The sequence below is a fragment of the Flavobacterium sp. genome (genome assembly GCF_044368625.1).
Classification (GTDB): Bacteria; Bacteroidota; Bacteroidia; order Flavobacteriales; family Flavobacteriaceae; genus Flavobacterium.
In genome coordinates this window covers 1-17883 of record NZ_JBIPPD010000047.1, presented here as the reverse complement: position 1 = coordinate 17883, position 17883 = coordinate 1, and the positions used below count along the sequence as shown (strand labels likewise).

The 17883-nt window shown below is 37.4% G+C and carries 9 protein-coding genes; all 9 read left to right on the top strand.

The window, feature by feature from the left end; genetic code table 11:
• The first annotated feature begins 374 nt into the window (after window positions 1-374).
• Complete coding sequence (locus ACIQ2X_RS05690) at window positions 375-1046, top strand: TetR/AcrR family transcriptional regulator (RefSeq protein ID WP_396177954.1); 672 nt, start codon at window positions 375-377, stop codon at window positions 1044-1046.
• A gap of 591 nt (window positions 1047-1637) precedes the next feature.
• Complete coding sequence (locus tag ACIQ2X_RS05685; RefSeq protein WP_396177953.1) at window positions 1638-3170, top strand: DUF4394 domain-containing protein; 1533 nt, start codon at window positions 1638-1640, stop codon at window positions 3168-3170.
• Window positions 3171-3576: 406 nt separating this feature from the next.
• Window positions 3577-5874, top strand: a complete 2298-nt coding sequence (locus ACIQ2X_RS05680; protein ID WP_396177952.1) for an NADP-dependent malic enzyme — start codon at window positions 3577-3579, stop codon at window positions 5872-5874.
• A 70-nt stretch (window positions 5875-5944) separates the two neighbouring features.
• Window positions 5945-6526 carry a Holliday junction branch migration protein RuvA gene (gene ruvA, locus ACIQ2X_RS05675; protein ID WP_396177951.1) on the top strand — a complete coding sequence of 194 codons (582 nt, stop codon included), beginning with the start codon at window positions 5945-5947 and terminating at the stop codon, window positions 6524-6526.
• 45 nt (window positions 6527-6571) lie between these two features.
• Window positions 6572-13855, top strand: coding sequence for a cell surface protein SprA (sprA, locus tag ACIQ2X_RS05670; protein WP_396177955.1), 7284 nt, complete (start codon window positions 6572-6574; stop codon window positions 13853-13855).
• Window positions 13856-13934: 79 nt separating this feature from the next.
• Complete coding sequence (gene gcvH, locus ACIQ2X_RS05665; protein WP_396177950.1) at window positions 13935-14315, top strand: glycine cleavage system protein GcvH; 381 nt, start codon at window positions 13935-13937, stop codon at window positions 14313-14315.
• Window positions 14305-14694, top strand: a complete 390-nt coding sequence (locus ACIQ2X_RS05660) for a VanZ family protein (protein WP_396177949.1) — start codon at window positions 14305-14307, stop codon at window positions 14692-14694. The genes gcvH and ACIQ2X_RS05660 overlap by 11 nt, the downstream gene beginning before the upstream one ends.
• Window positions 14695-14738: 44 nt before the next feature.
• Entirely contained in the window at window positions 14739-15482 is a 744-nt protein-coding gene (gene deoC, locus ACIQ2X_RS05655; protein ID WP_396177948.1) for a deoxyribose-phosphate aldolase, read from the top strand.
• A 7-nt stretch (window positions 15483-15489) separates the two neighbouring features.
• On the top strand, window positions 15490-17583 hold the full coding sequence (locus tag ACIQ2X_RS05650; RefSeq protein ID WP_396177947.1) for a gliding motility protein RemB: 2094 nt from the start codon (window positions 15490-15492) through the stop codon (window positions 17581-17583).
• Window positions 17584-17883 lie beyond the last annotated feature (300 nt).

Sequence of the window (17883 nt, the reverse complement as noted above, 5' to 3'; positions counted from 1 at the left end):
GTTTGGGTAACCGATAAAAATGGCAAAGAAGTAAAAGTAGATAAAACCTGGGTTTTTAGAAAAGGGAAAGATGGTAAACTAAGAATTATCGTGCACAAGTCAGCATTGCCTTTTGCACCTGCTTCTTAATCAAAGAAAAAATATCCAATTTTAAAAGAGATGGAAGAAAAAGAAGCGAATAAAATTATTGGGTATCTATGCCTTAACAAAAGGCGAAATGGTTTAAATTGAAAGATATTATTTGGGTGGGTTGATGAATTGTTGCTAAAAGTCTATCTGCAAATTTGTAGATAGACTTTTTTAATTAATATTTTTTGAATTCAATGATTCTTTCTGAAAGTATTACTTTTATATTTGCATTTAAATGTGCGATTATGTCAAGTTTACTTACTAATTTCAAAATAATCATAAGCGATAAACTCTATCTTAAGGATCCTGAAACATCGGAATTAGGAAAAAATATTATCAAAAACGGGATTATATTAATTGATGAAATTGGTTTTGAAGCCTTTACTTTTAAAAAGTTAGGGGCCATTATCAACTCCAGTGAAAGTTCAATTTATCGCTATTTTGAGAGTAAACACAAATTATTGATTTACTTATCTACATGGTATTGGTCATGGACAGAATACAATCTAGTAATTGCAACGACTAATGTTGTCGATCCTTTGGAAAAATTAGAAAAAGCCATCAATGTAATTACTCAAGTTATCAAAGATGACCCAAAAACACCTCACATCGACGAATCTATTTTAAGTAGAATTATTGTCTCAGAGTTCAATAAAACCCTTTTTACTAAGGAAGTCGATCATGAAAATCAAGAGGGATATTTTCTTGTTTACCTCCGAATAACACACAGGGTCATTGCAATGATTGAAGAAGTCAATCCCAATTATCCCTATGCAAAAACATTAGCTTCTTCCATTATAGATGGTAATTTGCATCAAAATTTTTTAAAAGATCATTTTAAAACTATAACGAACTTGTCTGCTAAAGAATCAATCACTGATTTTTATAATGATATTATAAGGAAAGTGCTTCAATAAGAACCTTTTTACTAAAAAAATTGATTTAATAGAACTAATAGCAGGCCATAAAAAGGCGCTGTATTTGCATAACAAATTGCGAGAAAAGCAAAATTTAATAGGCTTAGTGCAACAAGTTGTATATCTTATCATCACCTTATGAAGTTCAATTTTTTAAGTTTTTTAAAAATATTCTTATGGTAAAGATCTGTAATCATAAAAACAGAAATTTGTTGGATAGAGTTGTTCATTTAGAATTGTAAATTGATTTGATTAAAATTTATTTCACAAGAAAAGTGTAGTCGGTTCATACTATAAAATGCCCATTCGCACATTTTTTAATTTATTCTATAAGAAAATGCAACAACTTGTAGTGTTTTTGTTTTCTGAAGTTAGTGCATAATCGTGTATGCATATTTTATGGGAATTTACTTTTGATTTGAATCTCTTATTTAAAAAAAAGGTACCCTGACAAGATCGTTTTAAATCGATTTCTGTTTTATTTATTTTATAATAAACCAATAAAACCTTAAAACACTCTTTTTCGAACAAATTTAAAAACCAAAAAAAGGAGTTTCTCGTAAATGTAATAAATCAATAAAAATTAAAATTATGAGAAAATCATTTTTGAACATCAAGAATTTGTCGTTCTTTTTATTAACGACATTGTCGCTATCAGTTTTATCATGCAGTGACGACGACAAAGTATCAGGGCCGATTGTAGAACAACCTGGAACAGCACCAAATGCTAATTTTACAGCATTAACAATCGATAATAAAGTTGTGTATTACAATGCACAAAATTTAAGTTCGCCAATTTCAACACTTACCATTACAGGTTTACAAGCTTCTGAAACTATTTTAAGTATTGATTACCGTCCAGCTACCGGACAATTGTATGCCCTGGGTTCAACAAGCAGATTGTATATTATTAACGAACAATCCGGTTTGGCTACAGCTCTTGGTTCAGCCTCTTTTGACCCCATGATTACATCCCAAAATGCTTCCATAGACTTTAACCCAACAGTGGACCGAATTCGTCTTGTAACTGATTCAGGACAAAATTTACGTTTACACCCAGAATTAGGAACTGTTTTAGCTACTGACGGAACCATCAATGGTGGTTCTAACCCTAAATTTGGAGCTGTAGCATATACCAACAGTATGGCTGGAGCAACCACTACAATGTTATATGATATTGATTTTGCAACAGATAAATTGTATGTTCAAACGCCACCAAATGACGGCGGACTTCAAGAAGTGGGCGATTTGACCGTCGATTTTATGGGAATGGGAGGATTTGACATTATGGCCGACAACAGTGTTGCTCTTGCCGTAGTTAAAAACGATACCGATTCAAGATTATATACCATTAATTTAGATAGCGGTAAAGCTCTATGGGTGGGAACTTTTGGAATGATGGTAAAAAGTCTAGCCATCAAAACAAACCCGGTGGCTTTTGCAACCTCTGCTGATAATAAATTGTACCGTTTTAATCCAATGAGTCCTACGATGAATCCAGTAGATTTGATGGGTTTGATGAATGGAGAAACAATCGTAGGTCTAGATTTCCGACCAGCAAATGGAGCGCTGTATGCCATATCAAATCAGAGTAGATTATTAACAGTCAATACCGCTAACGGTCAGGTTACACCAATTGGCTCTGGATTAATTATCTCATTATCAGGGATTTACTTTGGTTTTGATTTTAATCCAACGGTAGATCGCATCCGATTAGTAAGCAATACCGGACAAAATTTAAGATTGCATCCTGATTTGGGAACAGTGGTTTTTACTGATGGGTCTTTAAATCCAGGTTCGCCAAATGTAAACGCAGCGGCTTATGACAATAATTTTGCAATGTCCACAGCAACAACTTTGTATGTCCTGGATTCACAAACGAATATGATGTACAAACAAATTCCACCAAATGACGGTACTTTAGTTCCTGTTGGAGCACTTGGGATAAATTTTGATGCTGAAAATGGATTTGATATTGGCGGAAATAGTAATAGGGCTTTTGGATTATTAAAAGTCAATAATACAACAGCTGTTTATAGTTTTAATCTTACAACTGGAGCTGCAACAAAGACTGCTGATTTTAATATAAATGCAACGGCAATGGCGCTCGGATTAGGTTTTTAATTTTTTAATTTAAGTTTGTTTAGTAAAGGAAACCGTCTCACAAAACTGAGGCGGTTTTTTTTATTTTTTCCTCTCAAGGATCATAATTATAGACCGTTTTACAATTTGAAAAAAGAGATTTTTTATTAAAAATCTGAAATATAGTATAAGTAGAATTTTTTGTTTGCGCAAATAGGTCAATAGTATAAGCGGTATACATTATAAGAATTAAGCTTTCGGCAATATGATTTTAACTTCTTTGTCCCAAACGCTTTACATAAAAATATCTTTTCCTAAAATCTTAACAAAACTAATAGGTTAAAAATTTCTTATTTACAACCAGTCTTTTACCTTTGTAGGTCTGATAAAAAGGCAAAGTCGTTTTCACGATACAGCTGAAATCTGATACATATATATTTACAAATTCATGGAACGAAATACCAAAAGAAGAGAGGCCTTATTGTACCACGCCAAACCTACACCTGGAAAAATTCAGGTTATCCCAACTAAAAAATACGCAACCCAAAGGGATTTATCCTTGGCATACTCGCCAGGCGTTGCCGAGCCTTGTTTAGAAATTGCCAAAGATGTAAACAATGTTTACAAATACACTGCCAAAGGAAATTTAGTTGCCGTAATTACCAACGGAACTGCTGTTTTAGGATTGGGCGATATTGGTCCAGAAGCATCAAAACCCGTGATGGAAGGAAAAGCCTTGTTGTTCAAAATTTTTGCCGATATTGATGTATTTGACATCGAAATTGATTGTAAAGACATTGATGCTTTTGTAGAAACCGTAAAAAACATCTCACCCACTTTTGGAGGAATCAATCTCGAAGACATTAAAGCACCCGAATCTTTCGAAATTGAACGTCGATTGAAAGAGGAATTGAATATTCCTGTAATGCACGACGACCAACACGGAACGGCAATTATCTCATCGGCCGCATTGCTTAATGCACTTGAACTTGCCGGAAAAACCCTTGAAGAAGTAAAAGTTGTCATTTCAGGAGCAGGTTCTGCTGCTTTAGCTTGCGCCAATTTGTACGTTCTTTTAGGTGTTCGAGTTGAAAATATTGTAATGTTTGACAAAGACGGATTACTAAATAAAATCCGAACGGACTTGTCAGAATTGCAACAACGTTACGCCTCCGAAATCAATTACGAAAACTTGCACGAAGCATTAAAAGGAGCCGATGTTTTTTTAGGACTTTCGGCTGGAAATATTCTAACGCCTGCTATGTTGATGGAGATGGCTAATGATCCCATTGTTTTTGCAATGGCAAATCCAGTTCCAGAAATTGATTACGACTTGGCTATTGCCACCAGAAAAGACATTATTATGGCTACTGGCCGCTCGGATCATCCAAATCAAGTTAATAACGTACTGGGTTTTCCTTATATTTTTAGAGGAGCTTTAGACGTTCGGGCAACAAAAATTAACGAAGAAATGAAAATGGCAGCGGTTCGTGCCTTGGCTTCTTTGGCCAAGGAATCGGTGCCGGAACAAGTAAATATTGCCTACGGTGAAAAAAAATTAAATTTTGGTCGCGAGTATATTATCCCCAAACCATTTGATCCTCGATTAATTACAGTAGTGGCTCCAGCGGTTGCCAAGGCAGCTATGGAATCAGGCGTGGCCACACATCCAATTCTCGATTGGGACAAATACGAACACGAATTGCTCGAGCGTTTGGGCTCGGATAATAAAATGGTTCGGTTACTTACCAATCGCGCTAAAAGCGACCCCAAGCGAATCGTTTTTGCCGAAGCCGATCATTTGGACGTTTTGAAAGCGGCTCAAATTGTAATGGAAGAGGGTATTGGTCATCCGATTTTGCTAGGCGATCGAGAAGTGATCTTAGAATTAAAAGAAGAACTTGGTTTTGATGCCGATGTGCCCATTTTTGATCCAAAAAAACCTGAAGAAGATGCACGACGGTTGCAATATGCCGATATTTTTTGGAAAACCAGACGCCGAAGAGGAATTTCGTTATTGGATGCTCAAAAATGGATGAGGGAACGAAATTATTTTGCCGCAATGATGGTCAATCGCGGAGATGCAGACGGTTTAGTTACGGGATATTCGAGAAGTTATCCATCGGTAATTAAGCCGATGATGCAGTTGATTGATAAAGCACCGGGTATTTCATTATTTGCTACGGCAAACGTCATGATGACCAACAGAGGTCCGATGTTCCTGTCCGATACCGCCATTAACCCCAATCCATCAGCAGATGATTTGGCAAAAATTGCTTTAATGACGGCAAAAACCGTCAAAATGTTCGGAATGGAACCCGTTATGGCAATGGTTTCCTACTCCAATTTTGGGTCATCTGACAGCCCAAACGTGCATAAAATTCGAGAAGCGGTGACTTACTTGCATAAATATTATCCCGATTTAATAGTAGATGGAGAAATCCAAGCGGATTTTGCATTGAATCCCGAAATGCATCTCAAGAAATTTCCGTTTTCGAAGTTAGCTGGCAAAAAGGTAAATACGTTGATATTTCCCAATCTCGAATCGGCAAATATTACGTACAAATTACTTAAAGAATTGTACAACACGGACTCCATCGGTCCAATTATTTTAGGAATGGACAAGCCTGTACATATTTTTCAACTCGGAGCGAGTGTAGAGGAAATGGTAAATATGGCTGCCGTTGCCGTGGTAGACGCTCAAGAGAAAGGAAAACGCAAAAATGCGATTCGGAGTTTAAGCTAATTTTTAATTGTTTAAATTTCAAGTTCTTTAGTTCAAGATTTTTGTTACATTTGGCAATAACTTAACAATTATGATTGCACATATTCAGGGAAAATTAGTGGAGAAAACACCAACCGAAGTAGTTGTTGATTGCAGTGGCGTGGGTTATCACATCAATATCTCCTTACATACCTATTCTTTACTGCCTAAAACTGATTTTATCAAACTCTATACCTATGTTCAAATTAAGGAAGACGCACATACTTTATTTGGGTTTGTAGAAAAAACAGAAAGAGAGATATTCAAAATGATGCTAACCGTTTCTGGAATTGGAGCGAGTATTGCCCGAACGATGTTGTCTTCACTAGAACCAAAACAAATTATTCAAGCCATTGCGGTAGGAGATTTCGCCACGATTCAGTCAATAAAAGGAATTGGAACCAAAACGGCACAACGTGTAATCATCGAATTGAAAGATAAGGTGTTAAAGTTATACGATTTAGAGGAAGTTTCATTAGTGCAAAACAATACAAATAAGGATGAAGCGTTATCTGCACTAGAAGTTCTTGGCTTTATTCGGAAAACGGCAGAAAAAGTGGTGGAGAAAATTGCAAGAGAAAATCCCGATGGCACAGTTGAATTTATTATCAAACAAGCTTTAAAAAATTTATAGTTTTTGAAAACATTTTTTATAAAAAGTAGCGGGTCACTGCTTAAAATGGGCGGGTTGCTGTTGGTTTTCTTTTTCGCCTTCGACCTTCATGCTCAAGTAGATCCGGAAGAACAAGAGCCTGTTACGGATACGATTAAAGGATATAATACTGGAAAAATTGAGATCCAAAATCCACCTTCGGTTGTTTCGGCTTACACCTACGACCCGATTACGGATCGGTATATTTATAATTCTAAAGTAGGTGAATTCAACATCACCTATCCTGCCATACTCACTCCAAAAGAATTCGAAGCTTTGGTCTTGAAAGAATCCATGCGGAAATATTTTCAAGAAAAAGCCAATGCAATTGATGGAAAAAAATTGGGTTCGGAAGAAGCTAAAAAAGATTTATTACCTCGTTTTTATGTAAATAATAGTTTTTTTGAAACCATTTTTGGTAGTAATACCATCGATGTAAAACCCACCGGTTCGGCAGAAATGGATCTTGGTCTTCGTTATACCAAACAAGATAACCCCTCTTTTTCTCCCCGAAATCGCGCTATAACAACCTTTGATTTTGATCAACGAATTAGCGTAAGTTTATTGGGTAAAGTGGGAACGAGGTTGAATGTCAATGTAAATTACGATACAGAATCGACTTTCGCATTTCAAAATTTAATCAAGTTGGAATATGCACCAACTGAAGACGATATTTTACAAAAAATTGAAGTCGGAAACGTAAGTCTACCCCTCAACAGTTCCTTGATTCGTGGCGCTCAAAGTTTGTTTGGTGTCAAAACACAATTGCAATTTGGAAAAACAACCGTAACTGCTATTTTTTCGGAACAAAAATCACAAACGAGATCGGTTACTGCACAAGGCGGCGGAACCGTTCAGGAATTTGATTTGTTTGCACAAGATTACGATGCCGACAGACACTTTTTCTTGGCCCAATACTTCCGAAATTTATACGATCGCTCCTTAAGCAAATATCCCGTAATTGACAGCCGTGTCCAAATTACTCGAATGGAAGTATGGGTCACCAACCGTCAAAACAGAGTCAGCACCACGGATAATAATTTACGAAACATTGTTGCTTTGCAAGATTTGGGTGAAGCTCAACTTACTGGTTTTAACGACAATCAAATTGTCAATCTGGGCCCTATAATTCCACAAGGTTTTTTCTTGAATCCTACAAATTCGCCAGTGGACAACCGAAATAATAAATTCAACCCCGCTCTTATTGGCAACGGTGGTTTTTTGAATTCCAGCATTAGACAAATCGAAACTACAGGCAAATCATCGTTTGACGTAGGATCAGCCGAAGTTTTTGAAGGTCAGGATTTTGCCAAGTTAGAAAACGCCCGAAAATTAGCACCTAACGAATATACTTTTCATCCGCAATTGGGATATATTTCGTTACAACAACGACTGGCTAACGACGAAGTTTTAGCGGTAGCTTTTCAATATACTATTGGTAGTGAAGTGTATCAAGTAGGTGAATTTGCCAACGGAGGTCCAGAATCTACAACAGTTACAGGAGATCAACCTGAAAACCAAGTAATTGAAACAAACAGTTTGATTTTGAAAATGCTTAAAAGCAGTTTGACTACAGTTCAAAATCCAACTACGAATGTGACTCGCCCAATCTGGAATTTGATGATGAAAAATATCTATCAAATTTCTCCTGGAGGTCAATTGGAACAAGAAGATTTTCGTTTTAATATTTTGTACAGCGATCCTTCACCTTTAAACTATATTACACAAGCCGCTCCGAGTTTGGGTCAGCCAGCGGCACCCCTTCCTGCAGATGTGAGCGAAACGCCACTTTTGAAAGTATTTAATTTAGATGCTTTGAATTTCACCAATGACCCTGAAAACGGCCGACAAGGAGATGGTTTTTTCGATTTCATTCCGGGTTTAACCGTAGATACACAAAACGGTCGGATTATTTTTACAACGGTTGAACCTTTTGGATCGCATTTATTTAAAAAACTTCAAAATCCAGAGTCGGGTATCGGCGATTATAATGATCCTGCAACCTACAATGCCAACCAAGCAAAATACGTTTTCCGCACTTTGTATAGCAATTCGCAAGCCATCGCTTTGCAAGACAGTGAAAAAAATAAATTTCAACTTAAAGGTAGGTTTAAATCAACGGGGGGCGACGGATATTCGCTTGGAGCATTTAATGTCCCTCGAGGTTCTGTAACGGTTAGTGCTGGAGGTCGGATTTTAGCAGAAGGTATTGATTACGTTGTAAATTATGAACGGGGTACGGTTCAAATTTTAGATCCTGCCTTACAAGCTTCCAATACACCAATTGAAATTTCATTGGAAAATAATTCTGTTTTTGGACAGCAAACACGCCGTTTCTTTGGGGTTAATGTCGAGCACAAATTTTCAGATAAATTTGTTTTAGGCGGAACGCTCCTTAGAATGTCGGAACAGCCTTTTACTCAAAAATCCAGTTTTGGACAAGAATCCGTTAACAATACCATTTTTGGATTAAATACCAATTATGCTACCGAATTACCGTTTCTAACCCGAATGGTAAATAAATTACCCAATCTGGACACCGATGTTCCTTCTAATTTATCCGTTAGAGGAGAGGTGGCTTTCTTGAAACCCGACGCTCCAAAAGCAGATCGGTTTGAAGGAGAAGCCACTATTTATGTAGATGATTTTGAAGGTTCGCAAACTTCCATCGATATGCGATCGGCTACCGCGTGGAGTTTGTCGTCGGTCCCTTCTAGAAAAGGAAATTCAAATCCGGACTTTTTTGGGGATTATTTGGGAGTTGTAGGTGGTGCCGAACCACTAAAATACGGTTACAAAAGAGCAAAACTTGCTTGGTACACCGTCGATCCGATATTTTATACCAATCAACGTCCAGAGGCAATTACCGATGCCGATATGTCTTTCAACAAGACAAGACGAATTTACCTCCGTGAGTTGTTTCCAGTTACTGATGTTCCCGATGGCCAGCCAACAGTTATCAACACGTTGGATTTATCGTACTATCCAACTGAACGTGGGCCGTACAATTATAATCCGTCAGCAAACGGAAATACACTTCCCAATCCAGAAGAAAATTTTGGTGGCATCATGCGGTCCATTAGTTCCACCAATTTTGAACAAGGAAATGTCGAGTACATTCAGTTTTGGATGCTCAATCCGTACGAGAATAATGAAGTAGTGCCTACAAATGGCGGAAAGTTGTTTTTCAATTTGGGAGAAATTTCTGAAGACATTTTGAAAGACGGAAAAAAGCAATACGAAAACGGACTACCTGAAGCAAATTCGTTACAAAATACTTCCCCATCGGTTTGGGGTCGAATTCCCTCTTCGCAATCGTTGATTTATGCATTTGACACCAGTAACGAAAATCGAGCGGCTCAAGATGTTGGATTAGACGGAATTGGCGATGCTGCCGAAGCGCTTTTGCCTGGTGCCGAAAGCTTCGCTGGTTTGCCCGATCCCGCTGCTGATAATTATGAGTTTTATCTAGATGCGACAGGTAATTTATTGGAACGGTATAAAAATTATAACGGTTTAGAACGAAATTCCCCAGTTGAAGTAACCAATAATACTCGTGGAAATACCACATTGCCTGACGCAGAAGATTTGAACCGCGACAATACCATGAATACCATTGATGCGTATTATCAATACAGTATCGATATTTCGCCAACTGCCTTATCAACGGTAGGTCAAAATTATATTACCGATATTCGAAATACAGAGGGATTGATTCCGGGAGGTGCAGGCTCGACTGTTCCTGCAAAATGGGTTCAATTTAAAATTCCAATTCAAGATGTGAACGATTTAAACACTATTGGACCTTTGGAAGATTTTAAATCGATTCGTTTTATGAGAATGTTCATGACCGGATTTTCAAGCGAAATTACTTTGCGTTTCGGTACCCTAGATTTGGTGCGGGGTGAATGGCGGCGTTACACCAATTCACCTGAAACAGGAAACCCGCTGCCTTCTCCAGATCCAACTACCTTAGATGTATTGTCGGTAAACATTCAAGAAAATGCCGATAGACTGCCAATACAGTATCAAACCCCTCCAGGCGTGGTGCGGGAACAATTGTTCAATAACAATACGGTCATCAATCAAAATGAGCAATCGTTGTCGCTTCGTGTTTCAGGAGCCGAAGGTTTAGCACAAAACGAGTCTCGAGCGATTTTCAAAAACATCAGCATCGACATGCGTCAGTTTAAAAAATTAAAAATGTTTTTGCACGCAGAATCATTTGTTAATGAACTTGAAAACCCAGCCGAGATATTGAAAGACGGAGAGATGGCGGCATTCCTGCGTTTTGGAAATGATTATACACAAAATTATTACGAAGTAGAATTACCGTTGAAAGTCACTCCGCAAAATGATGCCAATACTCCCGAGAAAATTTGGCCCGCAGAAAACAACCTCGATTTGCCTCTGGATTTATTGACCAAAATGAAAATTTTAGCAATGAGTGCTCAACCTAGTGAACTTACAGATCAAGGTGTGTTTTCGAAATTTGACTACGAAATTGACCCTAACATTGATGCTTCCAACAGTCGTATAAAAATCAGTATTAAGGGAAATCCAAATTTTGGTCAGGTTCGAACGTTAATGGTGGGACTCCGAAATAATACAGGTAAAGTACCCTTAGATTTGCCAGCGCGAAAAATAAAAGGAGAGGTTTGGTTTAACGAACTTCGACTCGGAGGAATGGACAATAAAGGCGGTATGGCAGCGATTCTGAGTCTGGATACCAACTTTGCTGATTTGGCTACCATTTCAGCTACCGGAAGAATGAGTACGATTGGTTTTGGTGCTTTGGAAGACGGACCCAACGAAAGAAGTCGAGAAGATGTGCAGCAATATAACATTGTGACTAATTTGAATTTGGGTAAATTGTTGCCAAGTAAATGGGGAATCAATGTACCATTTAATTTTTCTACGGGTGAAGAAATTATAACACCCGAATACGATCCATTTAATCAAGACATCCGATTGCAACAATTGATTGAAGTAACGGAGAATCAGGCCGAAAAGGACAACATCAGAAATCGTGCAATTGATTATACCAAAACACAAAGTATCAACTTTATTGGCGTCCGAAAAGACCGAGGAGCCGAACAAAAGCCACAGGTTTACGATATTGAAAACTTTACGTTCAATTATTCATTTAACGAAATTCAACGGCACGATTACGAAATCGAAGACTATGTGGATCAGCAAGTGCGTTCGGGTGTAGATTATACGTTTACATTTCAACCAAAAGCAATCGAGCCCTTTAAGAAAACGAAATTCATGAAAAAGAGTTCGTACTGGAAATTGTTGAGCGACTTTAATTTTAATTATTTACCGTCTAACATTAATTTCAGTACCAATATTTTGCGTCAATACAACCGCCAACAATTTCGACAAGTGGAAGTTGAAGGAATTCCGCTTGATGCTTTGTACCGAAGAAATTATTTGCTGAATTACCAATACGGGTTTAATTATGATTTGACTAAAACGTTGAAAATAAATTATACTGCAGCAACGAGTAATATTGTTCGGAACTATCTGGACGATGATGGATTTACGATTGACTCGTTTACCGTTTGGCAAGATTACTGGAATTTTGGTCAAGCCAATACACACAACCAGCAAATTACAGTAAATTATGAATTGCCTTTGAGTAAACTGCCGTTTTTGAGTTTTCTAAAATCAACATACACATACACGGGCGATTTCAATTGGCAACGGGCTTCGATTGCCGAATCGGAATTTGAAGTTGAAAATCCAGATGGTACGTTCGAGGTTTTCAATCTTGGAAATACCATTCAGAATAATGGTGCTCATCGATTGAACACGGCTTTAAATATGGATTTGTTTTACAAATATATTGGTCTTGTTAAAAAAACAGCAAAACCCGCCACACGACCCGGAACGCAAGGGCCACCAAAACCAGGCGAACGAATTGATAACCGACGAAATAAAACCGCAACCGAAGGAAATGTTTTCATGAATGGGTTAATTGGAGTACTCACCAGCATCAAGAACATTCAAATAAACTATGCCGAAACAGGCGGAACAGTTTTGCCTGGATATACTCCTGGAATTGGCGTTTTCGGAACTACAAGACCCGGTTTAGGATTTGTTTTTGGTAACCAAGAAGACATCCGATACGATATGGCACGAAGCGGTTATTTGACCAATTATCCTAATTTCAATCAAAATTATACCGAAGTGGTAACCCGTAATTTGGACATGACGGCCAACGTGGATTTGTTTCCGGATTTCAAAATTGATTTGGTAGCCAATAGAAGTTATATTGATAATTTTTCAGAGCAATTTGATGTTTTGAATGGCGAATACCAATCACGAGCACCCTATAATTCAGGAAATTTTTCGATATCGACGTTAATGATTGGTACTGCCTTTGGTAGAAGTGACGAGATGGGATCTGCTGCATTTGATGCTTTTAGAAGCAATCGATTGATTGTTGCCGATCGTTTGGCACAGAATTTTTATGGAAACAACACATTTTTACGGGATTCAGAAGGTTACCCAATCGGTTTTGGAAAAAACAGTCAAGCAGTATTATTGCCTTCGTTTTTAGCGGCTTACACGAGTGGCGATGCTGGAGGGGTTTCGTTAGGTGCGTTTCGAAATATACCAATTCCAAACTGGACTATTCAATACACCGGGTTGATGCGCTACCAGTTTTTTAAAGATAATTTTCGAAGGTTCTCCATTCGACACGCCTACAAAGCTTCTTATACGGTCAACGCGTTCCGATCAAATTTAGACTATGATCTTGCCCCAACGGTTCCAGATCAGTCGGGTAATTTGCCTAATAGATTATTGATTTCTAACGTCAACTTAGTAGAGCAGTTCAATCCGTTGGTCAAGTTTGAGATGGAGATGAAAAATTCGTTTAAATTCGTGGCGGAAATGAAAAAAGACCGCGCCTTGTCAATGAGTTTTGATAACAACTTATTGACAGAAGTCAAAGGATTGGATTACGTTTTAGGAGTGGGATATCGAATTAAAGATGTAATTTTTAATTCCGCTTTAGCCGATAATCCAATGGGTGTGATAAAGAGCGACATTAATATCAAAGCTGATTTTACCTTGCGTCAAAGCCAAACCATCGTGCGGTATTTGGATTACGACAATAACCAATTGGCAGGGGGTCAAAATCAATGGTCACTTCGATTAACCGCCGATTATTCGTTTAGTAAAAATTTGACAGCGATTTTCTTTTACGACCATTCATTCTCGAAAGCCGTTATTTCTACAGCCTTCCCAATTACAACCATACGAACTGGATTTACGATGCGTTATAATTTTGGAAATTAATTCGAAATACAACACAAAAGATTTTAATAATATCATTGTATATGATACATTTGCTATCATAAACTAAAACAACAACATTATGAATATTCCAGCGGAATTAAAATACACAAAAGACCACGAATGGGTAAGCATCGACGGCGATATCGCCACGGTAGGAATCACAGATTTTGCACAAAGCGAATTGGGTGACATCGTTTACGTAGAAGTAGAAACACTGGATCAAACTTTAGAAAAAGATGAGGTTTTCGGGACAGTAGAAGCAGTAAAAACAGTTTCTGATTTATTTTTACCAATAGCTGGTGAAATCATCGAATTCAATGACTCTCTAGAAAGCGATCCAGAAAAAGTAAATTCAGATCCTTATGGTTCTGGCTGGATGATTAAAATAAAAGTTTCGAATGTAAATGATTTTAACGACCTACTTTCGAGTGAAGCTTACAAAGAACTTATTGGAGCATAAACGAACTATTCAAGTGCTAACTGTTTTTTGGACAGGATTAGTAGCCTATTTATGTTTGGCAAGTTCAGAAAGTTTACCCTCGGTGAGTGTCTTTAAATTTGATAAAATTGGGCACCTCACTTTTCATTTCGGAATCACCATCACGTGGTTTCTGTTTTGGAAAACTACCTATAGAAATGAAAACAAGTATGCTTTATTAAAAGCTTTCTTGTTTTCATTTTTTTTTGGAGTAGTAATCGAATTGTTTCAAGGATGGTTTACAGAGACCAGAAGCTCCGATATTGAAGACGTTGTTGCCAACACTTTTGGCGCTTTTATAGCCGTTGTCGTAATTTTTATTTGCAGTAAAATAAAAAGTAAATCTTCACAATTTAACTAACCCGTTACGACCAAAACTTCAGTTTGTTTTGTTACTTTTATAGTATGGATATCAACAACTATTTAGATTCGACTTATTTAAAAACCGCCGAACAAGCCGGTTTGGATTTTGAGGAAAATAAGAAAATTGTTACCGCATTTATTGATGAAGCTATAACGAATCGCTTTAAATTAGTTATGATTCGTCCGGATCATGTAGCTCTTGCCAAAGAAATGATTGTTCAAGCACGCTCTAAACTGACGATCGGAACTGTGATTGGTTTTCCAGAAGGAACCAGTTCTTTGGCCGATAAATTGACGGAAGCCCAAAAAGCCGTTGATGATGGAGCGGACGATTTGGATTTTGTATGCAATTACCGGGCTTTTATAGACGGCGATTTAGAAACCGTAAAAGCAGAAATTTTACAAGGAACACATTTGGGTTTGTCGCACCATAAAATCGTAAAATGGATTATCGAAACGGCCGCGTTAACCGATAAACAAATCATTCAAATCTGTTCGATGATTAAAAACATTGTACTGACTAATTTTCCAGAAGAAATGTACCAACAAGTCTTCGTGAAATCATCTACGGGTTTTTATCGAACAGAAAATAATTTGCCAAATGGCGCCACAATTCCCGCTATTATTATGATGCTTGAGAATGCTTCGCCACTTTCGGTTAAAGCAGCTGGGGGTGTTCGAACGTATGACGAAGCCGTTGAAATGATAAAATTGGGTGTAAAAAGAATCGGCACATCATCGGCAAAAGCCATTGCTTCTGGTCAAGAATCGGGTTCACATTATTAGCAGATTTATGAAAAAATTACTGTTTTTTTTGTTTTTTTTAAATGGTATCTTGTTTTACGGACAGGAACTTAAAATTGCACCCCAATTTGAGAATTGTGAAAATCAAAATCAATTCGCTCTTCAAGTATGTTTTGATCAAAAGATTCAGCAGTTTGTGTATGATAATTTTAAAGTTCCCGATTTGGTGGTACAAAATCAGTTTAAAGGAACTATAAATGTGCTTTTTGAAGTTGATACGATTGGTGTTTTTAAGGTCCAATACGTGGATGCCATTTACCCCGAATTGGCAGCGGAATGCAAAAGAGTTTTTGGAATCTTGCCAAAGGTAAAACCTGCGTTGCAAAATGGTAAACCCGCTTTTGCAAAATTCAATTTAAAAATTGCAATTCCCCTACAAAATCCACAAGCAAAAACGATAGCTGCATACAATTCCACAGCTGATTCTATAAAAGCCAATCGAACCAAAATATTGACCGAATTTGACAGTATTGTTTCGAAAAAGTTTGACAATCCTATGTATACTTCGGGTTTGAACATTCCGTTCACACACAGTTATTATGCTCAGTTTGACGCTGCAGTAAATCAAGTGGGAAGCAATAATCACACGGGTTCGAAACCTTTGGCATACGATGAAGTCAATCGGTATTATGATTTTAATACAGTGCATCAAAAATTGGTAAAAAAAACAGATGAATGGTTTGGTAAAAAACTCTGGAACGAGCATTTTTTTCAATTTCAAGGCGAGGATTACTGGTTTACTCTCAATCCATTGATTGATGTTCGGGTAGGGAAATCTTCGCCAAGTGATATCAGTTATACCTATCAAAATACCCGCGGCATTCAAGTGCAAGCCGGTTTGGGCGATAAACTGGTTTTTACAACAACCGTTTTTGAAAGTCAAGGGCGATTTGCGGACTACTATAATCAATATGCCATATCCATCAGGCCTTCTGGTGGAAATCCTGCCATTATTCCTGGAATCGGAATTGCCAAAGAATTTAAAACCGATGCATTCGACTTTCCTTCGGCTGATGCCAATATTACATTTTCACCCAGTAAAATGATTAACCTCCAATTGGGTTACGGACGAAATTTTATTGGCGACGGCTACCGTTCCTTGCTTTTTGGTGATGCTGCAAGTCCTTACCCGTTTTTTAAAATCAATACCACTTTTTGGAAAATTAAATACACAAACACCTACATGTGGCTTAAAGATGTGCGGGACGAAGTGACTTCCGAACGAACCTATGCAACCAAATTTATGGCCAACCATTATTTGAGTTGGAATGTTACAAAACGTTGGAACTTGGGTTTTTTCGAATCGGTGGTTTGGTCTAATTCGAACGATAGAGGTTTTGATGCTAATTTTATAAATCCAATTATTTTTTATAGAACAGTCGAATTTACATCATCCTCACGAAGCGGAAATGCCGTTTTAGGTTTGACAACCAAATACAAGTTTAACAACCAAATCAACTTTTATGGACAATTTATCCTCGACGAATTTTCGTTAGGAGACATCAAAGCACAAGAACAAAGTTGGAAAAATAAGTACGGCTATCAAGTGGGTCTTAAATACTACAATGCGTTTCAAATTCCTAATTTACTGCTGCAAGTGGAATACAATAACGTTCGCCCGTACGTGTATTCACACAGCGAAGCGATTACCAATTATGGACACAACAACCAGAGTATGGGAAATGCATGGGGTGGAAATGCACGCGAATTAATCGCCATTGCCCGATACAATAAAGGACGTTATTTTGCCGATGCAAAATTGACTTACGGAATTCGCGGACTGGATTTTGACACCGCAACCGACAGTTTAAATTACGGTGGAAACATTTACAAAGATTATGATGAAAATCGGCCTTTTAATAAAGGGGTTCGCATTGGTCAAGGCAATAAAACAAGTATTGTGATTGCTGACTTGCAAGCGGGTTATCTCGTCAATCCGGCCACCAATTTAAAAGTATTTGCTAATTATATGTACCGAAGCTTTAAACCCGAAGTGCAAACGGATGTAATTAGGTCAACTACCACCAACTGGTTCACTATTGGTATTCGATCGGATTTATTCAATTGGTATTTTGATTATTAAAAGAATAGTTACGTTGGTTCTAGTTTATCAGCTGCGGTTTTTCGATCGTGGCTTTTTTATTTTTAAGAAATTGTAAGTTCAAGTTATAAGTGCAACAGATAAATTAAAAACACTTGGAGTTTTCCTCCAAGTGTTTAAGGTCAAAAGCCTAAATTTGTCTTTCATGAAAAAATATATGTATATCCGTAATTGCTCATATTTTTGTATATTTGTTTGATAGATAAATTATTGGGTATGAATATTTTTAGTTTTGGAGTCGAATTTAGTAGTGAAGCCAATTGTATTGCGCATTTTAAAGCG